Here is a 21,033-nt window from a genome sequence, read left to right on the forward strand (position 1 = left end):
ATGGCACAACCAATCACGACGATTCAAAAATACGTACCAACCAAAGAAGAGCAAAACCAACAGAAACTAGAGGATTTGAAGCTTTTATTAGCAGAAAATGAAGATTCCTTAAATAAAATATTAAATATCGTTTCTGAATTAAATGATACTGGTGTCCTTGAAGCTGCAAATTCAATGCTACAATCTAAAGAGAAGATTACAAAAATTGCTTTAGGACAAATGAACCGCGAGCCAGTCACAAATATCATCAATAACATTATGGGAGCTGCTGGAGCACTTTCAAGTGTAGACCCAGAGTTAACTACAAAGCTAATCAATTCCGTAACAAAAGGAATCGATGAAGGAAATAAACATCTTGAAAAGGATGATAAAGTAGGAATTCTTGATTTAGTAAAAGTTTTAAAAGATCCTGATGTAAATCGTGCAGTTGGTTTTGGTATTAATTTTCTAAAAGGTATGGGAAAAGGACTAAAAGAATAATAGAAAAAACAATTTGTATTTAATAGAAAAGAGTTTAATAATAAGAGATGAACCTTTTAATAAATCAATTAATTGAATGGTTCATCTCTTCATGAATATTTTTTTTAAACATATTAAAAATATTTCAAAAAGAAGGGAATCTAATACGATGCTACCAACTGAAGTGAGAAGAGGAATTCTCCGCTTTGAAAATGGTGAAACAAACTATATTGAAGACAGCGTTGTCACAGAATTTCCCGTCACGGTAAAAATCAATGGACAAGAATTTGTTACGATGGTCAGTACCCCAGAATATATTGAGGATATGGTCGTAGGATTTCTAGCATCCGAAGGGGTCATCCGAAAATACGAGGATATTGAGAACATATGGTTCCAAGAAAAAGAAGGCTTTGTCCATGTAAAAACAAAGAATATTAATCCATATTATAAAGATATTCAAAGTAAAAGATATATTACATCATGCTGTGGAATGAGTAGACAAGGTTTTGTTTTTGTAAATGATGCATTGACTGCAAAAAAAATGAAAGAAGTAAATGTTCAACTATCATTTCAAGATTGTTTTCGATTAATGAATGAGATGCAACAGTCCGCATTTTTGTTTCAAGAAACAGGTGGAGTCCATAATGCTGCTTTATGTGATTTAAATGGGATTGTTTTGAATAGAATGGATATTGGCAGGCATAATGCATTAGATAAAATCTATGGTTATTGTCTTAAAAATAATATAAGTATTTCAGATAAAATAATTGTTTTTAGTGGGCGGTTATCTTCTGAAATTTTACTAAAAGTAGCTAAAATAGGTTGTGAGGTCATACTGACTAAGTCAGCTCCAACAGAATTAGCTCTTCAATTAGCTGAAGAATTAGGAATTACGACAGTGGGATTTATTCGAAATCAATCACTTAATGTTTATACTCATTCAAAGCGTATTGTGAAATAGAAACTTAAACAGATCATTTATGAAATAAAAGAAGTGAGGCAATGGTTATGAAAAATGTTGCATTGGATAAACATCATCGACCTTTACAGGATTTACGTATATCTGTTACCGATCGCTGCAATTTTCGTTGCCGTTATTGTATGCCGGAAGAAATTTTTGGTCAGGACTATTCTTTTTTATCACAAGATAAAATACTATCTTTTGATGAAATTGAAAGATTAACGCGTATTTTTGTATCTTTAGGGGTAAGAAAAATTAGAATTACTGGTGGAGAACCTTTATTACGTAAAAATTTACCTAAACTGATTGAACGATTAAATAAAATAGATGGTGTAGAAGATATTGCTTTAACAACAAACGGTACTTTACTTAAAAAGTTTGCAAAAGATTTATATGAAGCCGGTTTAAGAAGAGTGACCGTCAGCATAGACTCTTTAGATGAAGAACGATTTTCATATATGAGTGGTAATCGAGGAAATGTAAAGTCTGTGCTTGAAGGAATACAAGCCGCTTCTGATATTGGGATGAAGGTTAAAATCAATATGGTTGTTCAAAAAGGAAAGAATGAACAAGATATTATCCCGATGGCACAATATTTTAAAGAGAAAAAACATATTCTTCGTTTTATTGAGTATATGGATGTTGGAAATTATAACGGCTGGAGGCTCGATGAAGTAGTAGGAAAACAAACAATCATCGATATGATCAATGAAGTCATGCCTTTAGAATTTACAGAAGCTAATTATGTAGGAGAAGTTGCTAATCGATATCGCTACAAAGATAGTGATGATGAAATTGGAATTATTTCATCAGTGACCGATTCATTTTGTTCAACTTGTACAAGAGCACGTATATCTGCAGAAGGAAAATTATATACTTGTTTATTTGCAACAAAAGGTTTTGATCTAAAAGAATTGGTAAGGTCTAACCAAGATGATGAACAAATAAAAGAAACGATTCTTTCGATATGGAGCAACCGAACTGATCGTTATTCAGATGAACGATTAAGTCATACGAAAAAAATGAATGATAAATCATCACATAAAATTGAAATGTCACATATAGGTGGTTAATCATCACCAATAATAGAAGGTTTGGAGTTTATGCAATTTCTGTGTAACGCTCTAACTAAAAATTAGAAAGTGATGATTGGTATCTCTGTTCGTTTAGCAGGGAAATTAAGCAGCATTCAGAACTCCTTATATGATGAGGATTTCTTAATGCTGCTTTATTTAATAGAGGGAAAACAAGAAAAGCAGAAAAATTGGTGAGGATACCCGGAGAAAACTTTTTATCTATTTCGCTAGGTCCTGCTCTTTAATGGAGGATATCTTATGTCAGAACGTTATTCACGTCAGCAACTTTTTACTCCGATCGGTGAAAAAGGACAAGAATTAATTAGAAAGAAACATGTTTTAATTGTTGGGGCAGGCGCGTTAGGAAGTGCTAGCGCCGAGGCACTTGTTAGAGCTGGAATTGGAAAGTTAACTTTAATTGACCGAGATTATGTTGAAATGAGTAACTTGCAAAGGCAACAGCTTTATACCGAAGAAGATGCATTTGAGAAATTGCCGAAAGTAATTGCCGCTAAAGGGCGTCTCCAAAAAATAAATTCAGATGTGAGCATCAATGCGCTAGTAATGGATGCAAGTGCAGATAATATGGAAGTCCATTTGAAGGACACTGATGTTTTGATTGATGCAACAGATAATTTTGATATTCGTTTTATCATTAATGATTTATCACAGAAATATGAAATTCCGTGGGTTTATGGCTCTTGTGTCGGGAGCTTTGGTATGTGTTGTACGATTCTGCCTAATAAAACTCCTTGTTTAAACTGTATATTAAAAAGTTTACCAGTACCTGGTGTGACATGTGACACAGCCGGAGTCATTAGTCCTGCGGTACAATTAGTGGCGGCATACCAGGTTGCTGAAGTATTAAAACTATTAGTTGAGGATTATTCAGCTATTAATTCAAAATTCCTTACATTTGATTTATGGAATAATCAACATTTTTCTTTTAAAGTGTCGAAACTCAAATCAGATGATTGTCCTTCATGTGGAACAAATAGGACGTATCCTTATTTAGCATTTGAAAATCAAACAAAAACAAGTACACTTTGTGGGCGAAATACAGTCCAAATCAGACCTTCAACGACTAAAAATTACGACTTTAATGAACTAGAAATTCAACTAAAACAACACGGAAAAGTCCAACGAAATCCTTATTTGATTTCTTGTCAGATAGAAGATTATCGATTTGTTATTTTTCAAGATGGTAGAGTTTTTGTTCATGGCACAAATGATATACAGGAAGCCAAAAAACTATATTATCGTTTATTAGGTTAATAGAGAGAGGATGAAAAGAATGGTTGAAAAACGAGTACCACTACCAATCGAAGAAGCAGTTCGTAAAGTGATGGATTTTGCCAAACACGGATCACAAGAAATGGTATCAATCGATTTAGCATATGGACGAGTATTAGCTGATGATCTAAAAGCTGATCAGGATATACCTGCTTTTGACCGCTCTCCTTATGATGGTTTTGCGATTCGGGCTGAAGATACTATTCTTACAAGCAATGAAAATCCAACAATCTTTGAAGTAGTTGGAGAAATTGGAGCTGGTTCAGTTTTTCCAAATGAAGTAGTACCATTGCAGGCCGTTCGTATTATGACCGGAGCTCAAATACCTCAAGGTTGTACAGCTGTTGTCATGCTTGAATTAGCGAAAGAGATTAAAACTGAAGGTAAAACTTTTATTGAAATTAAACGTTCGTATCAAAAAGGCGATAATATTTCATTCCAAGGGGAAGAAACGCATAAAGGTGATATTCTTGTCAAAAAAGGAACTGAAATCAACCCTGGAGTGATTGCTTTACTTGCTACATTTGGATATAGTCAAGTTCCTGTAGCGAAGAGGCCAGTCATCGGAGTCATTGCGACAGGGAGTGAGCTTCTAGATGTCGATGAACCACTCGAACCTGGTAAAATTCGCAATAGTAATTCCTATATGATTCTCGCTCAAATTCAAAAAGCAGGTGCAATCCCTAAATATTTAGGAAAGTTTAGCGATGATTTGGATACTTGTTTTTCAGAAGTTCAAAATGCGTTAGAGCAAGTTGATATTCTAATTACGACCGGTGGTGTATCTGTCGGTGATTATGACTATTTACCAGATATTTACGCAAGATTAGGAGCTACAGTTTTATTTAATAAAATTGCCATGCGTCCAGGAAGTGTAACAACAGTAGCGCATTTTGAAAATAAATTATTATTCGGTTTATCTGGAAATCCATCCGCTTGTTTTGTTGGATTTGAGCTATTTGTTAGACCGATTATCAAATCTTATTTATTTAACGAAACACCACATTTAAAAAGAGTAAGTGCCATTTTAGGAGAAAACTTTCCAAAGCCAAATCCATTTACAAGATTTGTAAGAGGTAAAATTGTTTATCATGAAGGTCAATTAACAGCAATTCCAGCAGGTTTTGATAAGTCCAGCGCAGTATCTTCATTAGCCTATACGGATGCTTTTATTGTTTTACCTGGAGGAACTAGAAAATATGAAAAAGGTATGTCGGTTGACTTATTATTATTAGAAGATTATGAAGGTAGTAAATGGCCTTGGTATGATTTTATACCTGCATATAAGTAAATAAATAGAACGCTATTAATTTAAGAAAAGTGAAGTGGTTTACTTGGAACAAACATTATTTAATATTGTCGATACACCTATTGTTGTTGAGGAAGTTTCAAACAAAGTAAAAAGTAGAAATGCAGGAGCAATTACTGTTTTTATTGGTACAGTTAGAGAGTTAACAAAAGGAAAAAAGACTTTGTCGCTAGAGTATCAAGCATATGAATCAATGGCCGTAAAAAAACTTGCCCAAATTGGTGATGAAATCAAGCAAAAATGGCCGGAAGCAATTGTTGCAATTACTCATAGAGTTGGAAGATTAGAGATTAGCGATATTGCCGTTGTTATTGCAGTTTCCTCTCCGCACCGTAAAGTGGCTTACGAAGCAAATGAATACGCAATCGAACGAATTAAACAAATCGTTCCAATTTGGAAAAAAGAGTTTTGGGAAGATGGTACGATGTGGATCGGTGACCAATTAGAAAATACACCATACCAAGAAGGAAAACCAAGTGTGGAGGAATCAAAATGATTAAAGTGTTATTATTTGCTCATTTACGTGAGAAAGCCGGAACTGATGAATTCACAGTGACCGATAAAAATGGAATAAACGTAAAAGAGTTAAAAAACTGGCTTATGAATAACTATGATTTACCACAACTGAATCAGATTATGACTGCAATAAATGAAGAGTTTGTAACAGATGAAGAAATTGTAAATGATGGAGATACTGTCGCATTTATTCCACCAGTAAGTGGGGGCTGATGGATTCCATAAAGCTTGAAAGTAGGTAGAATGATGCATAAACATAATGAAAAAGCGATTGTTAACGCAGCGGTTTTAACAGTTAGTGATACTAGAACTATTGAAAATGACGAGAGTGGTAAATTAATTAAATCTTTATTAGACGAGCAAAAACATATCGTCCATGATTATAAAATCACAAAAGATGAAATAGCATTGATCAATTCGATTGTTAAATCATGGAGTGAAGATGAAACGATTCAAGTTATTATTATAACAGGTGGTACTGGTTTTACGAAAAGAGATGTTACATATGAAGCAATTTCAAAAATGCTCGATAAAGAAATGCAAGGATTTGGAGAATTGTTCCGTTCATTAAGTTATTCAGAAATCGGTCCAAAGGCTATGTTTAGTAGAGCAATCGCAGGTAGCTTTCATGATAAAGCGATCTACGTAATTCCAGGTTCAAAGAACGCAGTAAATCTAGCAATGACAAAACTAATTTTACCGACATGCCAACATTTTGTTGAAGAATTAAATAGGCAATGAACATAGCTGGCGTCGTTTTAGCAGGTGGAAAGTCATCCCGTTACGGTAAACCAAAAATGTTTGAAACGTATAAAGACAAATTATTGTATGAATATAGTGTAGAAGCCTTAAAGGAAAATTCGATTTCTCCAATTATCATTTCAACGAACGAAAAACTAGTTCCGTATTTTCGTAAAAATGATCTAGACTTTGTCATTGAAGGAGAAGCCAAAGAATACCAAGGACCTCTGTATGCGATGTACAATGCATTTTCCAACATACCAAACAAAGACTGGTATTTTGTCCTAGCCTGCGACACCCCTTTTATTACAGCTGACTTTGTAAAAAACATGATTGAAAGGGCAGAAAATACGAATGTTGATGCAATCGTCCCAATCCAGTCCGATAAACTTCAACCACTATTTGCGCTCTATCATCGAAATTGTATCGAAAAAATGAAAGAGATTTTAGATAAAAACAATCGAAAAGTTCAGTTATTATTTAAGGAAGTGAATGTAATGACTGTCCAATTTTCAAGTGACGATATCGTCTTTAAGAATATAAATAGTCAGATTGACTGGATTTAATTTATCAAATTTAAGAATTACCTGGAGGTACTCCCATGAGTGAATTTTCACATTGGAATGAAGAAGGAAGACCTAAAATGGTCGATATATCAGAAAAAGACATCACTACAAGAGTTGCAATTGCGCAAAGTACAATTTCGATCTCAACGGAATTATATGAAGCAATTCAAAATGGATTAATTAAAAAAGGTGATCCACTAAATGTTGCACAAATTGCTGGAATTATGGGAGCTAAAAAAACTTCTGACATTATTCCAATGTGTCACCCAATCGCACTTTCAGGAACTGACTTTACATTCGAATATGTAGAAGCACCTAATGGATATGATTTAATCATTTGTGCGACAGTGAAATGCAGTGGAAAAACTGGAGTTGAAATGGAGGCACTTACAGCTGTAAGTGTAGCTGGCCTTACATTTTACGATATGTGTAAAGCCGTTGATAAAAGTATGGTCATAAAAGAAACGTTTTTAGTTCAAAAGAAAGGTGGGAAAAGTGGCGACTTTTTCCATAAATAAGGTCGAATATAAACTTAATTGATTAGTAGCTCTACTAACTAATCAATTAAGTTTTCCAATTTTTTATCAAACACAAAAACTGAAATCGCAATATCTTCTTCAACTTTCATATCCGAGAAAAGATTGATAAACTTTGCATCAACGATTTCTTCTAACTTAACTGGATGATTCTTCGCATATACATCTTGAATCATCTTAGTTCTAGCATTATGTACGATATCACGCCCTTCAGAAGTTTGAGCGATAAATAGCTCAGTAGGTGTAAGATTTCCATACAAAGTTGAAACAGCCATATTTTCAACAAAAACAGTATGGATTCTTTCAGGGCCTTTACCAAATAATTCTTTACGCAGTTTTCGTATATAGTCATTAAATTCATGGATGACTTTAGACATTACATATACCCCTTAACTTAATTCTGTTTTTCTTATCATAAAACAATGATTAGAAAATTTAAAGAAAAAAACTAAAAGTAAACATCTTCTTAAAGACTTTACTAAGTGTAAAAATTAATGCAAGTAAAAGTAAGCGATAATAGTAATTTAACTAACTGCTCCACCATCAATACAAGAATCTATTAAATTGATTTTTGAATGAATGGTGTTTTTTCTGTAGGCTCCTTATAATAATAGTATTTAATAAAAAGGAATTGAGAGCGATGAAAAAGAACTATTCCATTTTGCAAATTGTAGGCTATCAAAATAGTGGGAAAACAACACTTACTGAAAAACTCATTAAACAGGCCAATCACCAAGGATTATTAGCTGCTACTATAAAACATCATGGTCATGGCGGTGCGCCTGATCTAGAAATAGAACGTAAAGACAGTAGTCGTCACTTGGATGCAGGAGCAATCGTTTCTAGTGTTGAAGGTGATGGAGTCTTGCAATTAAGAACAAATTTTATCAATTGGGATTTAAAGAAAACAATTGAATTATATCGTTTTTTTTCAACTGATATTATTTTTATTGAAGGTTATAAAAGGGAAAGTTATCCAAAAGTAGTATTAATAAGAAGTGAGGATGATCTAAATTTACTCGATTCATTAACGAATATTATCTGTGTAATCAGCCATTTTGAGATTGAAGAGGGTAGATTGAATGATTATCAATATTTCCATCTTTGTGATGAAGAAAATTATCTAGATTTTTTGATGAATGAAATGTCAAAAGGTAATTTCATAGAGAAAAAAAATAGATGAAAATATGGTTTTTTTTGAAATGAGGAATTTAATTGTTTGAAGAGTTTTTAATTCCCCTTAAGATTTCCCTTAAGGTTACGATCGTGGCAGGAGTTATCGTTATTATTTTAGGGACTATAGCTGGAAGAATTCTCTCTATGAAATCCTTCAAAGGTAAGACACTTCTAGAAACAATTTTAATGTTACCTTTAGTTCTTCCTCCTACAGTCGTAGGATTTTTACTATTAGTCATTTTCGGAAGACAAAGCTTCGTTGGAAAAATGATCGAATGGTTAGTTAAACAGCCAATTGTTTTTACATGGTGGGCTGCTGTAATTGCATCAATTGTTGTAGCATTTCCCCTCATGTATCAATCTACAAAAACTGGATTTCAAGGTGTAGACAACGAGATTGAAGAGGCAGCTAGAGTTTGTGGGGCAAATGAATGGAATGTTTTTTTCTTGATTTCAATTCCACTTTCATTAAAAGCTATTATCTCAGGAAGTATATTAAGCGTTGCAAGAGTACTAGGCGAGTTCGGTGCTACACTTATGTTTGCTGGAAACATTCCAGGAAAAACACAAACTGTCCCGACAGCAATTTATTTAGCAATTGATGCTGGAAATATGAAAATGGCTTGGTTATGGGTGCTTTCAATGGTCTTAATTTCTTTTATTATGCTGTTCGTTGTACAGTTGAAACAAAAATGATTTTGTAGATTTGTATCATCTTTAATTAGTATATAATGCTCCAAAATTTTAGTTTACATAAAATAAAACCCAGTTTTACAATTAGAAACTTAAAAAAGAGAGGGTGGAAGGTATGGCAAATAAAGTTGAGTTAATTAATCTAGCAGTAGGATTACCGAGTAAAATGGAATACGGCGAAAACAAAGAAATGATAACGGGGATTTGTAAAGAAGGAATAGAAGAAGTTTACTTATCAAAAGAAGGCTTTAAAGGTGATGGAGTAGCTGACTTAAAACATCACGGTGGACCAGAACGAGCTGTATGTGTGTATCCATATGAACACTACGCACTTTGGGAAAAAGAGTTTAATATAAATTTACCACTTTCAGCATTCGGAGAAAATATTACTGTCACAAATATGTTAGAAAAAGACGTATGCATTGGCGATGTTTACCAAATTGGCGATGCAATTATACAAATTACTCAAAGTAGAATACCTTGTGACACAATTACAAGGAGAACGAATGTAGCACTTAAGAGAATCGTAGAAACTGGTTTTACAGGCTACTTATGCCGTGTATTAAAAGAGGGAACGATCAGAAAAGATTCGAACATAGAATTAATCGAAACTCAAAAAAATAAAGTTTCGGTTCTTTATTGCAACGAGATTTATTTCCATGATCCAAAAAATGTTGAAGGAATAAAAGCGATATTGGAAGTTCCTGAGTTAGCTGAGGATTGGAGAATTCGGTTAAATAAGCGTTTGGAGAGTTTAGTTTAAAATATTATTAGTTAACGGGAAGTCGCTTGAATTAGAGTGGCTTCTTTTTAAATTAAAATGCTTTTTTGAATTAAAAAAGAATGCCTAATTAGACATCCTTAGGGGACTATGAGAATAAATCATTTCAAATTTATCTTTAATTATTTAAAATTCTTAAGCAAATATCCTGCAATTTAGTTCAATAAAAAAATCGACTATTCTTCCGATTGTCTTGTTCAACTAAAGAATTACGTAAGCTGAACAACTTAATCATTAAGGTTCAATATGATTCCTAAAACACCTGAAATAGTGATACCTAACGAAATAGTGATCCAAGCAATCATTTTTGAAAAAACAAAGAACATCTATCCTATTTAAAGGCAGGGACAGATGTTCTCGTAAAAGAAATTGAAGAATATACTATATTTCATTCAATTCTTAATATAGAAAAAAATCGAATTTCCTTTTATTTGCTTTTTGAACTTAAAAGTTCCACCATCTGTCACTACGACGATCGTTATCGCGTCTGTCATCGTCACAACGATCTACTGCACGACAGAATTCTTCTTTATCAACCGTGATTTTGGCATTAAACGTAATATCTCTATCTCTTCTGTTATTTCTATTATTATTTCTTTCATTATTTCTTTCGTTATTTCTTTCATTGTTACAGTTGCAACCCATTATAACAACACCTTTTCTTTTTAATTTCATCTCAACATCCTATGATTGGACAAGTAAAAAGAAATGGACAAGTGCTTAATTTTAATGAAAATGTTATGCAATTCTTGTTTACATAATGAACATTAGAGGTATATCAAAAAGGATTTTCTTCGTAATTCCTTTTTTGCTGCTTATGCAACTAATGCATGTGTTAGTTGCATAAGATTTATGATTTCTTTCACCATTTAGTAATCGCATAAAGTATTTCTTTTGGGTTTGGATCGTGCTCTAAATATCCACCATAACGAGATACAAGTATTCCGTAACTGTAATCTTGACTAACAATCCATATGTCCTCATTGTCTATAAATTGCCATAAAATATCAAAGTTTTTTATTACCCATTTACCGTTAATAAGAAATATAGGACTATCTACTATACCCAAAAATAAGTATACTAATTGCTCTTCAATATCTATTCCTTGCACATACTGAACTACTTCTCTTTCCCAACTAAATTCATTTCTAAAATTACTATAATTTAATATAAAATCTACTTTATGTAAATCATAGTTCCACTTCGCATGTACCTTATCTAGGATTATTTCTAATTCTGGTGAAGTGATAATTTCGCATTTTTCTATAACGGATGCCAAATCTTTAGGTAGAATATTCATTAATTCTTTTCTCTTATATTTTTGCTTTGTAACTTTTATTTTTTGCTGCAATTGTATTTTACGTTCGCTCATAAAATCACCACATTACATTTTTTCTTTAATAATACCATTGAATAAATTGCCAGTTAATACACAAAAGGACCGATTAACAGTCCTTTACGTTCTTCAACTAACGCATGCGTTAGTTGTATAAGTTATTTACTATATGATGTTTTTCTTATATCTAAAACTTCAGCTTTCGAACAATAAAAATGCAACCTATCGTCTTCATAATCCGTCACTTCAAGACTTAAGTTCTCCCATCTCCGTTCGCTAATGTCTATTATATCTAATGATATTTGGTGATAGTTTCCACCAGATTCAAATTTGATTTCTTGTGGATCATGAAACCTAATAATTGTTTTAAACAAAGATCCAGTTCTTTCAATTACAAATTCAATATCAAGAACTGCTTTCCTTTCAAATGCTTCTTCAAACATTTTTAAATGAAAATCAGTAATTAATTTAACATCAAAAAAAGAAAAATCGCTTATTTTCCTTTTTTCTAAGTCTATATTCTTATCCATTTTTACCCCTACTTGAACCACTCAAATAATAACATCCATGATCAAATCTTATGTAACTAACGCATGCGTTAGTTGAATAAGAATCCTTGTATTGATACAACGAACACAAACAAAGATACAAAAAAATTAATATAAGCAGTTCTTTTTCTTTTTAATCGAAATTCTGATATACCTGTCACCAAAAACATTGAACCTAAGAAAAAGAACATATATGGCATTAATACCGTCTTATTAGATATTAAGCCATAGATAGCCAAAGCGAAGGCTATCACACCAGGTATTATTCTTAATAACTTCAACATGTTTTCCTCCGTTACTTAGTGGATAGATTCATTATTTAATAAGTAAACATTCATAATTAAGACAAAATTAATAGTTGCAACTATTAATTTAATTATTGAACTATCGCACTGCGTTAGTTGTATAACAAATGTCTCTAATTGTCCCACACGAAATTAAAATGAAAGGTTTAGTTGTAATAATTAAATCTTCAATTAAACATGTTTACTCCACCTTCAATTCACTTTCTTCTTTAAATGCAATGTGAAATTTTATGCTATCAGCCAACTTTTGCAAATCATCCGGCAATTCACTGATTAAGCGCGGTTTTATAGGTACCTCATATAATTTATAAGAATTAGAGTGGCTCCAGTCGTATACAAAGAAACCACGATTTACCAGTTCAATAAATCTATCTTGGCTTGGCAATTGGGGAAGTAGATGAGTGCCAGAATTGTATGATAATCGGAGCACTGCTTCCTCAATGTCTTCAAATGGAAAATTTAGCGCTTCACATGGAACAGGACCTCCTCCGAAAGTATTAAATGCGCCAAGTTGACCATTTATATCAGATGCAATCCATACCATGTCAAAACCATCATAATCATTTGTTAGTTGCATTCTCATAATCACTCCTTTTTTCACTCCATTTTTTAAAAATTGTTGAATTTTATTAAAAAATGAACGCATGAGATAGCTCCTTTAAAGGTTTTATTTATCTGAATTTTACCATGATTTTTCAGATATTATTTATAAAATAAACCTTTTTCTTATTGAACTAAACTGCCATTTACTTCAATAAAAAAAGAGTCATAAATATGACTCATGATCTTCAACTAAAGCATGTGTAATTGCATAAGAACTTTATTTATTGCTATTTATTAAACACTTTTCATTACTAGAGTAATTGAAAACGTTTACTTTTTAGTCTTAAAAAATTTCGCAAACTGGCCCAATTCTTTTCTATTAATTCTTCATAATGTCCATTAATCCCTTTTTTCAACTTAACTTCATAACATTAAATTTTCATTAAGTAAATTAGGCTAGAGCCGTTTCCATCCTTCATTTGCCTACATATTTTATCTTGTTATCTTAAAAGGAAGGAGCGAGATATTATGTATTACTATGGTAATTATTACACTTATCCACCTCAATCTTCATACTTACAACATCAATATTATCAACCAACCTATCATGATGAGTATGACGTAGATAGACAGCAAGGACAATTTCAACAAATTCAATCTTTTACAAGACGAATAAATGAGTTAGAAAGACGAGTAAATCAGCTAAACAGGGAAGTAAATCAACTTCAACAAACTTCAGAACGTCATACTAGACGCTTAAATAGATTAAATCAGCGACTTCGTGTGGTTGAGCAAAGACTTCATATACCTTTTTCATCTCAAGATGAAGGATTTTAGTAAAATTAAAACTTTGAAAAAAGATTGGGAAAATACTTTATTGAAAGTCAAGTAAATGAAAAAAATATGTATATTTAAGTGTTTTTATTTAAAGTCATACATGATATGACAAAAAACGAAGGATAGAAAAACAGATATGATATCTGCTATTTCTATCCTATTTTTGTACTACAATGGACCTCATTTACTACAACAACATTTTTACCTTATTGAACTAACGCATGCGTTAGTTGAATAAGGATGAATCTTCGTTGATTTATTTTTTTATTAAAATACAACTAAATTTCCTTTTGGAGGTTTTCCACCTTCCCAACCACATGGGAAATTTCCACCCTCGTAAATACGAAGTAACTCTAGAAAAAAAGTAGGTCTATTTTTGCAGTTTTTATATGTATACTCCATGATTGCTCCTAAGATGTCCCATGATACATTACCAACAAAATCTTGGTCCAACTCATTTTGTTCTTTAACTACATTAAGTTTAGGAACTAATTCGTTATTTATAAAACTACGACCCTCGGCTGCAATACTGTTCCAATTTGAGTATTCTCTGGAATATTTATTTCGTAGAAATGCAGCAAGGTCATTATTTGCATCTAATGTAAAGTTCTCCCATGATAACTTTTTGTAATGCTTTTCTGCCTTTTTCCATGAATCGATAAAAGATATATTTAAATGAACATCATATTCTATTGTTTTCCCACAGTTTACGAACCATTGAATATTATTAATACGATTTAGGATATCACTTTCTATTTTCATAAATTCTAAGATTCCCCCATGATTAACTATTTGACTAACGCACTGCGTTAGTTGTATAACTACTCGTTTTCTTCAACATACTCCAGAAATAAATCTTGTAAATCTCTATTTAAAAGTTCTGCTTTCCCGTTAATCTTAATTTCAATTTCATAGTCGTCATCAGAAATAGAAACTACTCCATCAAATATTCCTAAAACAGTGGATACAGTATCAACCTGAACTTGTTCTATAATTTTAAAAAGCATCTTTTTATTATCATCTGTGAGCTCCGCATAGAAATTTAGTGCATCTTTCCAATAAGGATCTGTTGCATCTTTAATTTCAGTATTAACAAATAAATCTTCATACAAAGTAAGGTCTTCCTTAACTACTATTTGATATAAATTTTTAACGAACTCTACATTGTTCATGTTTGTTCTCCTTTTTCAAACTTTGTCCTCTAAATTTTATAACATTTTACCTTTTTTAACTAAAGAAATCATGACAATTCTTATTCAACTAAACTGCCATTATGTTGAATAAGAAAATCAAACCAAGTAAACGTGTCAAAACAGCAAAACATTTGTATTCTTTTAGTTTCCATTCTTCTAAAATCCTATCATTCCTGCTTTCCTAGTTCACCAGTAGATTCCCTAATAACCAGTCTAGTAGGCAATAAAATTTCATGTATTGGCTCGCTGACCATTTGTCAAAGCTACATACAGATACATCATCTGGTACATTGAATCCTCTTCGGAGTAATTCAGTTTGAACTAGAAAACCAAGTCCATCATTTACACAAAAATAGGCTAATGAGAATTATTTCCATGATCCAAAAAATGTTGAAGGAATTAAAACTATATTGGATATTCCTGAGTTAGCTTAGGATTGGAGAAATCGGTTAAATAAGCGTTTGGAGAGTTTAGTTTTAAATTTAAGGAAAAGGAAGTCGCTCGAGGTAGAGGGGCTCCTTTTTTATTTTGTACATGAAAAGAGTCTTATTTTTATATAGCTTTCATAAGTATATATGGATTAAAAAATATATTTCGTCCAATAAAATATGTGAAATTAATCACATGATTTCTCTTTAAAAATGTTTCTATATACAAAAAAAGTAAGGCGAGCTTATAACTACTTTAAATAATGTAAGGTTTAATTAGTTTATTTTAACTGGAGGTAATGGCAAATGTTAGGTGCAATCGAAGCAGGTGGAACAAAGTTTGTATGTGCTATCGGAGATGAAAATGGCAATTTTATTGAACGTATTCAATTCCCGACAACTGTGCCAGATGAAACGATTTCACAAGTAATTGAATTTTTTAAGAACTATCCCATAAAAGCAATTGGTATCGGATCATTCGGTCCGATTGATGTAAACGAAGCGAGCTCTACTTACGGATCGATTACATCAACCCCTAAATTGGCTTGGCAAGGTTTTCCTTTCGTACAAGCAATTAGTCAGCATTTTTCTGTTCCAATTGGTTTTAATACGGATGTGAATGCAGCGGCACTAGGTGAAGCTACTTTTGGTGCAGCAAAAGGGTTAGATAGCTGTTTATATATAACAATTGGTACGGGTATAGGAGCTGGAGCTGTCGTAAATCGTAATTTACTTCAAGGAATCACACACCCTGAAATGGGACATATATTAGTAAGACGTCATCTGAATGATGAGTTTGTAGGGAACTGTCCATACCATCGTGATTGCTTAGAAGGCTTAGCCTCTGGACCTGCAATTGAAGCGCGATGGGGGAAAATAGGTTCAAATCTGATCGATCGAAAAGAGGTTTGGGATTTAGAAGGATATTACATTGCCCAAGCACTTATGCAATACATATTAATTCTTTCGCCTAAGAAAATCATTCTTGGTGGGGGCGTAATGAATCAAATGCAAGTTTTTGAAAGTGTTTACAAATATTTAAATGAGCTAGTTTGTGATTATGTTAGTTTACCAGAATTGAATGAGTATATAGTACCACCTGGTTTAGGTAATAACTCTGGAATTGTTGGAGCTCTTATGCTTGCACAAAATGCATTAAATAAGAATGCACTAGTTTAAATAGCCTATAGGAGGAAATTAGCATGCAACCATTATTTTTAAAACCAGTATTTAAAGAACGAATATGGGGTGGAACAGCTTTAAAATCAGATTTTAACTATAATATACCAAATGATAATACAGGTGAATGCTGGGCAATTTCAGCTCATCCTAATGGTGCATCCATTATTGAAAATGGCCCATTTGCAGGTATTGCATTAAATGAATTATGGAAAAAGCAACCGGAGTTATTTGGTCACCCAAACGAGGAAGTTTTCCCGCTATTAACGAAAATATTAGATGCAAATATGGATTTATCTGTTCAAGTACATCCTGAAGATTCTTATGCAAAAGTTAATGAAAATGGTGATCTCGGGAAAACAGAATGTTGGTATATTCTTGACTGTAAAGAAGACGCACATATGATATTTGGCCATAATGCCAAAACAAAAGAGGAACTAATTAGCCAAATTAAAGAAGGCGATTGGTCAGATTTACTTCGCCGAGTAAAAATTAAGCCGGGTGATTTTTTCTATGTCCCAAGTGGAACAATCCATGCATTATGTGAAGGAACTCTCGTATTAGAAACACAGCAAAGCTCTGATACAACTTATCGGGTATACGATTATGATCGAAAAGACCATGAAGGAAATTTAAGAGAGCTTCATTTAAATAAAGCAATCGATGTAACAACAGTTCCTCATCAAGAAACAGAAGTGGAATTTAAGACGGAGGAAAAAGAAAATATAAAGATTAATACATTTGTAGATTCGGAATTTTTCACCGTATATAAATGGGATATTACTGGTAAAGCTTATTTAACCTATAATGATCAATATTTACTTTTAAGTGTAATAAACGGTAATGGAAAACTAATCCATAGCGGAGAAGAATATAATTTATCAAAAGGCTCGAACTTCATCATTCCTGTTGGATTTGGGGAATTTATTTTAGATGGTGATTGTGAAATAATTGTTTCGCATACTTAAGCATTAAAGGGAAATAAAGGCATCCTTTCAGAAGATTTTCAAACTGAATGCAAGCTCTTGTCTTTCGAGGCGCGAAGTTACCTAAGTTGTAAATTAGCTCCGCAGATAGGGGAAGCAAAGAAGAAAACGAGCATTTGTTAAGAAGAAAAGGCAGCTTATTAGCTGCCTTTTAAAATTCAACTTCACTAGTAGTTTTAGGCTCAGCTAACCAGCGCAGTGTCTGATTATGATGTTTAATAATTTGCTCAGCCGTAAGCTCATCTGAATTCCATGTACTATGAGCGTCCGTAACAAGTGTAACTTCATAGCCATTTCCAAAGGCGTTTCTAGTGGTAGTATCAACACAGATTTCCGTTTGAATTCCCGCCATGACTAAATGATTAATTTCCTGTTTTGTCAGCTCTTCTTTTAAATTCGTCTTAAAAAATGAGTCGGGTGTTGTTTTATGTATAATTATATCTCCATCAATTGGAGCAATATCTGACTGGATTTCCCAACCAGGTGTACCATATTCAAGTGGAGAACCTTCTTCAGAATGCTGTATATAAAATATTGGAGTATTCGTAGCCCTTGCTTTATCGATCAATTTGTTTAGATTATTTAATAATGTTTCACCGTTATATACCGGATCAGATTCGGAGAACATAAAAGCCTGTACATCAATTACTAAAAGAGCTGTTTTTTTCATTTATAAATCTCTCCTTAGAAAATTGGATATTTTTTACACCTTAAAAACTATTTTGCAGATAGTTGGATATCTTGCCAGCTGCTTATATCACATTGGCCAAATTCATTACTACCTGCAGCTACAACCGTGCCATCTGATTTAAGTCCGAGAGTATGTGTGCAACCCGCCGAAATCGCTACAATATCGCACCAGTCACTTACATTACATTGGCCGTGCCTATTCAACCCCGTAGCAATGACAGAGCCATCCGATTTAAGTCCAATCGTATGATTACTACCAGCCGATATCGCTACTATGTCGTGCCATTCGCTTACATCGCATTGACCATCCTTATTTAATCCGACAGCAACAACCGTGCCGTTCGATTTAAGCCCGACGGTATGAAGATAACCCGCCTCAACCGCCAGAATATCATGCCATTCACTTACTTTGCATTGGCCATACCGATTGTTACCTACAGTTGTGACAGAGCCATCCGATTTAAGTCCGACAGTATGCCAGTCACCTGCCGTAATCGCCACTATGTTGTGCCAATCACTTACATTGCACTGACCATCGTTATTTCGACCTACAGCTACCACCGAACCATTTGATTTAAGCCCGACGGAACGACGCCAACCAGCCGTAATCGCCACAATATCATGCCAGCTACTCACATTGCATTGTTCATGCTTATTCCATCCCACAGCCACAACAGTTCCGTCTGATTTAAGTCCAATGGTATGGGAATTCCCCGTGTGGGCGTTACCCGCTGCAACCGCCAAAATATCGCGCCAATCGTTTACTTCTAGTTTGCCATATTTATTATCACCTACAGCTGTAACAGTACCATCTGATTTAAGCCCGACGGTATGACGGTAACCTGCTGCTATAGAATCTTTAGGCCAGATTTTCACTTTTAACTCCGCTTCGTTCGGTGAACTATAATCCATATTTTTATCACTCCAATAACTGACAGGATTTAAATAGTATTTCTAATTAAAAATCTTTAGATTTAATCAAATACTTAACTTCTAATCTACTATCTTTAGTCCCATCAATGTTGCAAATTGAACGGCTTGATTTGATGAAACTTTACAACCATTTAAATTACTAATTGAAACTGTTAATTCATTAAAAGTAGAACTACTAATATCTATACCATTGAGAGAAGTTTGTTCAAAATTTGCTCCATCAATATTACATCTATTAAAATCAACTTTTTTGAATTTACAATCATAAAAATCAGTACTTTTTAGAACAGAGTCTCGAAAAATTACTTTTTCTAGTTTTGAATCTCCGAATAGTGACAAATTCAAAACAGAATTTTCAAACTGTACATTACCAATGCTAGATTCCGTAAAATTTGCGCCTAATAATTTACAATTTTTAAAGATAACTTTGTGGATGGAAGAATTTCTCATATTGCAATTTGATAAATCACAATCTTCAAAATATACATCAGTCATACTGATATTTCTAAAATCTGTATTAGTAAATTTACAATTCTTGATGACCGCTTTATATAAAAATACTCGATCTACAACTTCATTTTCAAAAACAGAGCCAGAGATCTCACACATTCCCAATTCTGGGTCTTCTTCATAAAAAATATCATAAAAATTTCTAGCTATTAACTCTTTGGGGATAGTAGGTGTATCGATTTTCATAGTGATTCCTCTCTTTAAATAAGTTGGATGAAATTTAATCCGTTTGATTAGTCACTCATTACTATAAAGATTTTTGGGTTTTAAAAAAAGACTATTAATTTTATATGGTTTGTGTACAAAATAGTTGTAAAAAAGAAGAAACTAAATTGTCAATCAGTGGGTAAAGAAAAACTTTCTTATATTTCATCTACAATTAATTCTTAAAAATAAAAACAAAAATATCGCTTCACGCTACATACTCTTTGTTTTAAAATAGTAGAAATAATAGATACTTTGAAAAGGGGAAGAGTAGATGAATATAAAAACAACAGAAGTAAATGAAAAGATAATTACAATCGCCAATGCAGATTCAGTAATACTTATGGATGAACAAAGTGCTTTAGATCTTATTATGACAATAAGTTATGATCATAAAAGTAATCGTATAGCACTTAACAAAGAAGCAATTTCAGAAGATTTTTTCAATCTTAGTACGAAACTTGCAGGTGCGGTGCTTCAAAAGTTCGTTAACTACAATATTAAGTTTGCGATTATAGGTGACTTTTCTCGTTATACTAGTAAGGCTCTAAATGATTTCATTTATGAGTGTAATAAAGGGAATAATGTATTTTTTGTGTCATCAGAACAAGAAGCAATTGATAGTCTATCTAAAGCAAAATAATCACTATTTTTGACAAAAGATAAAATGATCATCGTTATTCCAAACGTGGAGATGATCGGCACGATATCCACGAAGCCATAGTACACCGTTTATTCGTCTAATGTAAAATCCTTTCGGAAAATCTTCATCTTCAGATAGTGCCTCAGAAGCAATTGTAATCGAACCGGATGGAGCTTGATGTTGCTTTACAGAATTCCCTGAAAAACCTTCTGGTTGATCTAAATACGATAGTCTTATGTAAGGTCCTAGCTCAAGAGGGCATAATTCCAAATTTAGTTCCATCGCTTTTTTATAAATTTGAGGTGTTGTAGCTCCCTCTAAAAATCCAAGATCGCCAACTGTTAGTTCAACTGTTTGAAGGCTGTACTTTGTATTTGATACTGTCAAGTGATCATCTTTTAATAGCATCTCACCATATTCATTCATCGAGATAGATGATTGTTGTAATTTCTCGATTAACTGAGATTTCGTAAGGCCGCCAATTTCTACTACTCTAATAATAAATGGACAATTAGGGTATATTTTTTCTTTTTCAATATGCATTTTGTTCTCTCCTACAACATTTTATTGTGCTTAAACTATTCTATAGTT

General features: G+C 32.9%; 29 protein-coding genes and 2 pseudogenes. 18 read left to right on the top strand and 13 right to left on the bottom strand.

All coding sequences use genetic code 11. The features are described 5' to 3' along the window. The 10 genes from EP747_RS02275 (at position 1) to moaC (ending at position 7,439) form a co-directional block, all read left to right on the top strand. Positions 1–480 carry a DUF1641 domain-containing protein gene (locus EP747_RS02275; protein ID WP_129688351.1) on the top strand — a complete coding sequence of 160 codons (480 nt, stop codon included), beginning with the start codon at positions 1–3 and terminating at the stop codon, positions 478–480. 148 nt (positions 481–628) lie between these two features. After that, entirely contained in the window at positions 629–1,420 is a 792-nt protein-coding gene (gene fdhD / locus EP747_RS02280; protein WP_129688828.1) for a formate dehydrogenase accessory sulfurtransferase FdhD, read from the top strand. Between the two features lie 47 nt (positions 1,421–1,467). Further along, positions 1,468–2,493, top strand: a complete 1,026-nt coding sequence (moaA, locus tag EP747_RS02285) for a GTP 3',8-cyclase MoaA (protein WP_129688352.1) — start codon at positions 1,468–1,470, stop codon at positions 2,491–2,493. 261 nt (positions 2,494–2,754) lie between these two features. Beyond that, complete coding sequence (locus EP747_RS02290; RefSeq protein ID WP_129688353.1) at positions 2,755–3,771, top strand: molybdopterin-synthase adenylyltransferase MoeB; 1,017 nt, start codon at positions 2,755–2,757, stop codon at positions 3,769–3,771. 19 nt (positions 3,772–3,790) lie between these two features. After that, positions 3,791–5,080 (top strand): gephyrin-like molybdotransferase Glp, encoded by a 1,290-nt coding sequence (gene glp, locus EP747_RS02295; protein ID WP_129688354.1) that lies wholly within the window; start codon positions 3,791–3,793, stop codon positions 5,078–5,080. A 43-nt stretch (positions 5,081–5,123) separates the two neighbouring features. Then, on the top strand, positions 5,124–5,594 hold the full coding sequence (locus EP747_RS02300; RefSeq protein ID WP_129688355.1) for a molybdenum cofactor biosynthesis protein MoaE: 471 nt from the start codon (positions 5,124–5,126) through the stop codon (positions 5,592–5,594). Beyond that, entirely contained in the window at positions 5,591–5,827 is a 237-nt protein-coding gene (gene moaD / locus EP747_RS02305; protein WP_129688356.1) for a molybdopterin converting factor subunit 1, read from the top strand. Before EP747_RS02300 ends, moaD begins: the two co-directional genes overlap by 4 nt. Before the next feature lie 33 nt (positions 5,828–5,860). Beyond that, positions 5,861–6,355, top strand: coding sequence for a MogA/MoaB family molybdenum cofactor biosynthesis protein (locus EP747_RS02310; RefSeq protein ID WP_129688357.1), 495 nt, complete (start codon positions 5,861–5,863; stop codon positions 6,353–6,355). Beyond that, a complete protein-coding gene (locus EP747_RS02315; RefSeq protein ID WP_129688358.1) occupies positions 6,352–6,921 on the top strand; it encodes a molybdenum cofactor guanylyltransferase in 570 nt (189 codons plus the stop codon). Before EP747_RS02310 ends, EP747_RS02315 begins: the two co-directional genes overlap by 4 nt. Before the next feature lie 35 nt (positions 6,922–6,956). After that, on the top strand, positions 6,957–7,439 hold the full coding sequence (gene moaC, locus EP747_RS02320) for a cyclic pyranopterin monophosphate synthase MoaC (RefSeq protein WP_129688359.1): 483 nt from the start codon (positions 6,957–6,959) through the stop codon (positions 7,437–7,439). 38 nt (positions 7,440–7,477) lie between these two features. Here moaC and EP747_RS02325 read toward each other — a convergent pair whose 3' ends face one another. Then, entirely contained in the window at positions 7,478–7,834 is a 357-nt protein-coding gene (locus EP747_RS02325) for a DUF2294 domain-containing protein (protein WP_097974143.1), read from the bottom strand. 263 nt (positions 7,835–8,097) lie between these two features. On the opposite strand from EP747_RS02325, the gene mobB reads away from it, so the two are divergent. The 3 genes from mobB to EP747_RS02340 all read left to right on the top strand — a co-directional run bounded on the left by mobB (position 8,098) and on the right by EP747_RS02340 (position 10,089). Continuing rightward, positions 8,098–8,640 (top strand): molybdopterin-guanine dinucleotide biosynthesis protein B, encoded by a 543-nt coding sequence (gene mobB, locus EP747_RS02330; protein WP_129688360.1) that lies wholly within the window; start codon positions 8,098–8,100, stop codon positions 8,638–8,640. A gap of 32 nt (positions 8,641–8,672) precedes the next feature. Then, on the top strand, positions 8,673–9,329 hold the full coding sequence (gene modB / locus EP747_RS02335) for a molybdate ABC transporter permease subunit (RefSeq protein ID WP_129688361.1): 657 nt from the start codon (positions 8,673–8,675) through the stop codon (positions 9,327–9,329). 112 nt (positions 9,330–9,441) lie between these two features. Then, positions 9,442–10,089, top strand: a complete 648-nt coding sequence (locus tag EP747_RS02340; RefSeq protein WP_129688362.1) for an MOSC domain-containing protein — start codon at positions 9,442–9,444, stop codon at positions 10,087–10,089. Positions 10,090–10,551: 462 nt separating this feature from the next. On the opposite strand, the gene EP747_RS02345 is transcribed toward EP747_RS02340, so the two are convergent. The 5 genes from EP747_RS02345 to EP747_RS02365 form a co-directional block, all read right to left on the bottom strand. Further along, positions 10,552–10,752 (bottom strand): hypothetical protein, encoded by a 201-nt coding sequence (locus tag EP747_RS02345; RefSeq protein WP_129688363.1) that lies wholly within the window; start codon positions 10,750–10,752, stop codon positions 10,552–10,554. Positions 10,753–10,969: 217 nt separating this feature from the next. Further along, the gene (locus EP747_RS02350) at positions 10,970–11,479 is read right to left on the bottom strand and encodes a hypothetical protein (protein ID WP_165346800.1); all 510 of its coding nucleotides are present in this window, start codon (positions 11,477–11,479) and stop codon (positions 10,970–10,972) included. Positions 11,480–11,601: 122 nt separating this feature from the next. Next, entirely contained in the window at positions 11,602–11,973 is a 372-nt protein-coding gene (locus tag EP747_RS02355) for a hypothetical protein (RefSeq protein WP_129688364.1), read from the bottom strand. Between the two features lie 68 nt (positions 11,974–12,041). Further along, complete coding sequence (locus EP747_RS25175; protein ID WP_328590700.1) at positions 12,042–12,275, bottom strand: DUF3953 domain-containing protein; 234 nt, start codon at positions 12,273–12,275, stop codon at positions 12,042–12,044. Positions 12,276–12,477: 202 nt separating this feature from the next. Further along, the gene (locus EP747_RS02365; RefSeq protein ID WP_129688365.1) at positions 12,478–12,942 is read right to left on the bottom strand and encodes a hypothetical protein; all 465 of its coding nucleotides are present in this window, start codon (positions 12,940–12,942) and stop codon (positions 12,478–12,480) included. Between the two features lie 425 nt (positions 12,943–13,367). Between EP747_RS02365 and EP747_RS02370 the strand changes: the two genes are divergently transcribed. Next, on the top strand, positions 13,368–13,676 hold the full coding sequence (locus EP747_RS02370; protein ID WP_129688366.1) for a hypothetical protein: 309 nt from the start codon (positions 13,368–13,370) through the stop codon (positions 13,674–13,676). Between the two features lie 267 nt (positions 13,677–13,943). On the opposite strand, the gene EP747_RS02375 is transcribed toward EP747_RS02370, so the two are convergent. From EP747_RS02375 to EP747_RS25290, 3 genes and pseudogenes are all read right to left on the bottom strand, one after another. Then, positions 13,944–14,438: a hypothetical protein gene (locus EP747_RS02375; RefSeq protein ID WP_129688367.1), complete on the bottom strand. Its 495-nt coding sequence runs from the start codon at positions 14,436–14,438 to the stop codon at positions 13,944–13,946. A 59-nt stretch (positions 14,439–14,497) separates the two neighbouring features. Further along, a complete protein-coding gene (locus tag EP747_RS02380; RefSeq protein WP_129688368.1) occupies positions 14,498–14,848 on the bottom strand; it encodes a transposase in 351 nt (116 codons plus the stop codon). Positions 14,849–15,050: 202 nt separating this feature from the next. Beyond that, a pseudogene (locus EP747_RS25290) lies at positions 15,051–15,215 on the bottom strand (hypothetical protein); the annotation flags it as partial. Between the two features lie 43 nt (positions 15,216–15,258). Between EP747_RS25290 and EP747_RS25295 the strand changes: the two are divergent. The 3 genes and pseudogenes from EP747_RS25295 to manA all read left to right on the top strand — a co-directional run. Next, positions 15,259–15,303, top strand: a pseudogene (locus tag EP747_RS25295) (hypothetical protein); the annotation flags it as partial. Positions 15,304–15,603: 300 nt separating this feature from the next. Next, complete coding sequence (locus EP747_RS02395; protein WP_129688369.1) at positions 15,604–16,476, top strand: ROK family protein; 873 nt, start codon at positions 15,604–15,606, stop codon at positions 16,474–16,476. A 23-nt stretch (positions 16,477–16,499) separates the two neighbouring features. Next, the gene (gene manA, locus EP747_RS02400; protein WP_205753797.1) at positions 16,500–17,444 is read left to right on the top strand and encodes a mannose-6-phosphate isomerase, class I; all 945 of its coding nucleotides are present in this window, start codon (positions 16,500–16,502) and stop codon (positions 17,442–17,444) included. A gap of 169 nt (positions 17,445–17,613) precedes the next feature. Here manA and EP747_RS02405 read toward each other — a convergent pair whose 3' ends face one another. The 3 genes from EP747_RS02405 to EP747_RS02415 form a co-directional block, all read right to left on the bottom strand. Further along, positions 17,614–18,132, bottom strand: coding sequence for a cysteine hydrolase family protein (locus tag EP747_RS02405; protein ID WP_129688371.1), 519 nt, complete (start codon positions 18,130–18,132; stop codon positions 17,614–17,616). A gap of 47 nt (positions 18,133–18,179) precedes the next feature. Beyond that, a complete protein-coding gene (locus EP747_RS02410) occupies positions 18,180–19,064 on the bottom strand; it encodes an RCC1 domain-containing protein (protein WP_129688372.1) in 885 nt (294 codons plus the stop codon). 81 nt (positions 19,065–19,145) lie between these two features. After that, the gene (locus EP747_RS02415) at positions 19,146–19,781 is read right to left on the bottom strand and encodes a pentapeptide repeat-containing protein (RefSeq protein ID WP_129688373.1); all 636 of its coding nucleotides are present in this window, start codon (positions 19,779–19,781) and stop codon (positions 19,146–19,148) included. 292 nt (positions 19,782–20,073) lie between these two features. On the opposite strand from EP747_RS02415, the gene EP747_RS02420 reads away from it, so the two are divergent. Further along, the gene (locus EP747_RS02420) at positions 20,074–20,442 is read left to right on the top strand and encodes a DUF4180 domain-containing protein (protein ID WP_129688374.1); all 369 of its coding nucleotides are present in this window, start codon (positions 20,074–20,076) and stop codon (positions 20,440–20,442) included. Between the two features lie 3 nt (positions 20,443–20,445). Here the strand turns inward: EP747_RS02420 and EP747_RS02425 are convergent, their stop codons facing one another. After that, positions 20,446–20,985 carry a helicase gene (locus tag EP747_RS02425; protein WP_129688375.1) on the bottom strand — a complete coding sequence of 180 codons (540 nt, stop codon included), beginning with the start codon at positions 20,983–20,985 and terminating at the stop codon, positions 20,446–20,448. Between the last annotated feature and the right edge of the window lie 48 nt (positions 20,986–21,033).

Origin of the sequence: Gottfriedia acidiceleris (genome assembly GCF_004138285.1) — a bacterium.
Lineage (GTDB): Bacteria > Bacillota > Bacilli > Bacillales > Bacillaceae_G > Gottfriedia > Gottfriedia acidiceleris_A.

What these genes read in the sequence shown, in the direction of transcription:
- moaC (WP_129688359.1), top strand. Translation starts at nt 6,957, where the DNA reads ATGAGTGAATTTTCACATTGGAATGAAGAAGGAAGACCTAAAATGGTC.
- EP747_RS02425 (WP_129688375.1), bottom strand. Translation starts at nt 20,985, where the DNA reads ATGCATATTGAAAAAGAAAAAATATACCCTAATTGTCCATTTATTATT.
- glp (WP_129688354.1), top strand. Translation starts at nt 3,791, where the DNA reads ATGGTTGAAAAACGAGTACCACTACCAATCGAAGAAGCAGTTCGTAAA.
- EP747_RS02315 (WP_129688358.1), top strand. Translation starts at nt 6,352, where the DNA reads ATGAACATAGCTGGCGTCGTTTTAGCAGGTGGAAAGTCATCCCGTTAC.
- EP747_RS02365 (WP_129688365.1), bottom strand. Translation starts at nt 12,942, where the DNA reads ATGCGTTCATTTTTTAATAAAATTCAACAATTTTTAAAAAATGGAGTG.
- mobB (WP_129688360.1), top strand. Translation starts at nt 8,098, where the DNA reads ATGAAAAAGAACTATTCCATTTTGCAAATTGTAGGCTATCAAAATAGT.
- EP747_RS02290 (WP_129688353.1), top strand. Translation starts at nt 2,755, where the DNA reads ATGTCAGAACGTTATTCACGTCAGCAACTTTTTACTCCGATCGGTGAA.
- EP747_RS02310 (WP_129688357.1), top strand. Translation starts at nt 5,861, where the DNA reads ATGCATAAACATAATGAAAAAGCGATTGTTAACGCAGCGGTTTTAACA.
- EP747_RS02415 (WP_129688373.1), bottom strand. Translation starts at nt 19,781, where the DNA reads ATGAAAATCGATACACCTACTATCCCCAAAGAGTTAATAGCTAGAAAT.
- moaD (WP_129688356.1), top strand. Translation starts at nt 5,591, where the DNA reads ATGATTAAAGTGTTATTATTTGCTCATTTACGTGAGAAAGCCGGAACT.
- EP747_RS02420 (WP_129688374.1), top strand. Translation starts at nt 20,074, where the DNA reads ATGAATATAAAAACAACAGAAGTAAATGAAAAGATAATTACAATCGCC.
- EP747_RS02325 (WP_097974143.1), bottom strand. Translation starts at nt 7,834, where the DNA reads ATGTCTAAAGTCATCCATGAATTTAATGACTATATACGAAAACTGCGT.
- EP747_RS02340 (WP_129688362.1), top strand. Translation starts at nt 9,442, where the DNA reads ATGGCAAATAAAGTTGAGTTAATTAATCTAGCAGTAGGATTACCGAGT.
- EP747_RS02370 (WP_129688366.1), top strand. Translation starts at nt 13,368, where the DNA reads ATGTATTACTATGGTAATTATTACACTTATCCACCTCAATCTTCATAC.
- EP747_RS02375 (WP_129688367.1), bottom strand. Translation starts at nt 14,438, where the DNA reads ATGAAAATAGAAAGTGATATCCTAAATCGTATTAATAATATTCAATGG.
- EP747_RS02405 (WP_129688371.1), bottom strand. Translation starts at nt 18,132, where the DNA reads ATGAAAAAAACAGCTCTTTTAGTAATTGATGTACAGGCTTTTATGTTC.
- EP747_RS02395 (WP_129688369.1), top strand. Translation starts at nt 15,604, where the DNA reads ATGTTAGGTGCAATCGAAGCAGGTGGAACAAAGTTTGTATGTGCTATC.
- EP747_RS02355 (WP_129688364.1), bottom strand. Translation starts at nt 11,973, where the DNA reads ATGGATAAGAATATAGACTTAGAAAAAAGGAAAATAAGCGATTTTTCT.
- EP747_RS25175 (WP_328590700.1), bottom strand. Translation starts at nt 12,275, where the DNA reads ATGTTGAAGTTATTAAGAATAATACCTGGTGTGATAGCCTTCGCTTTG.
- EP747_RS02345 (WP_129688363.1), bottom strand. Translation starts at nt 10,752, where the DNA reads ATGGGTTGCAACTGTAACAATGAAAGAAATAACGAAAGAAATAATGAA.
- EP747_RS02350 (WP_165346800.1), bottom strand. Translation starts at nt 11,479, where the DNA reads ATGAGCGAACGTAAAATACAATTGCAGCAAAAAATAAAAGTTACAAAG.
- moaA (WP_129688352.1), top strand. Translation starts at nt 1,468, where the DNA reads ATGAAAAATGTTGCATTGGATAAACATCATCGACCTTTACAGGATTTA.
- EP747_RS02275 (WP_129688351.1), top strand. Translation starts at nt 1, where the DNA reads ATGGCACAACCAATCACGACGATTCAAAAATACGTACCAACCAAAGAA.
- fdhD (WP_129688828.1), top strand. Translation starts at nt 629, where the DNA reads ATGCTACCAACTGAAGTGAGAAGAGGAATTCTCCGCTTTGAAAATGGT.
- EP747_RS02410 (WP_129688372.1), bottom strand. Translation starts at nt 19,064, where the DNA reads ATGGATTATAGTTCACCGAACGAAGCGGAGTTAAAAGTGAAAATCTGG.
- manA (WP_205753797.1), top strand. Translation starts at nt 16,500, where the DNA reads ATGCAACCATTATTTTTAAAACCAGTATTTAAAGAACGAATATGGGGT.
- EP747_RS02380 (WP_129688368.1), bottom strand. Translation starts at nt 14,848, where the DNA reads ATGAACAATGTAGAGTTCGTTAAAAATTTATATCAAATAGTAGTTAAG.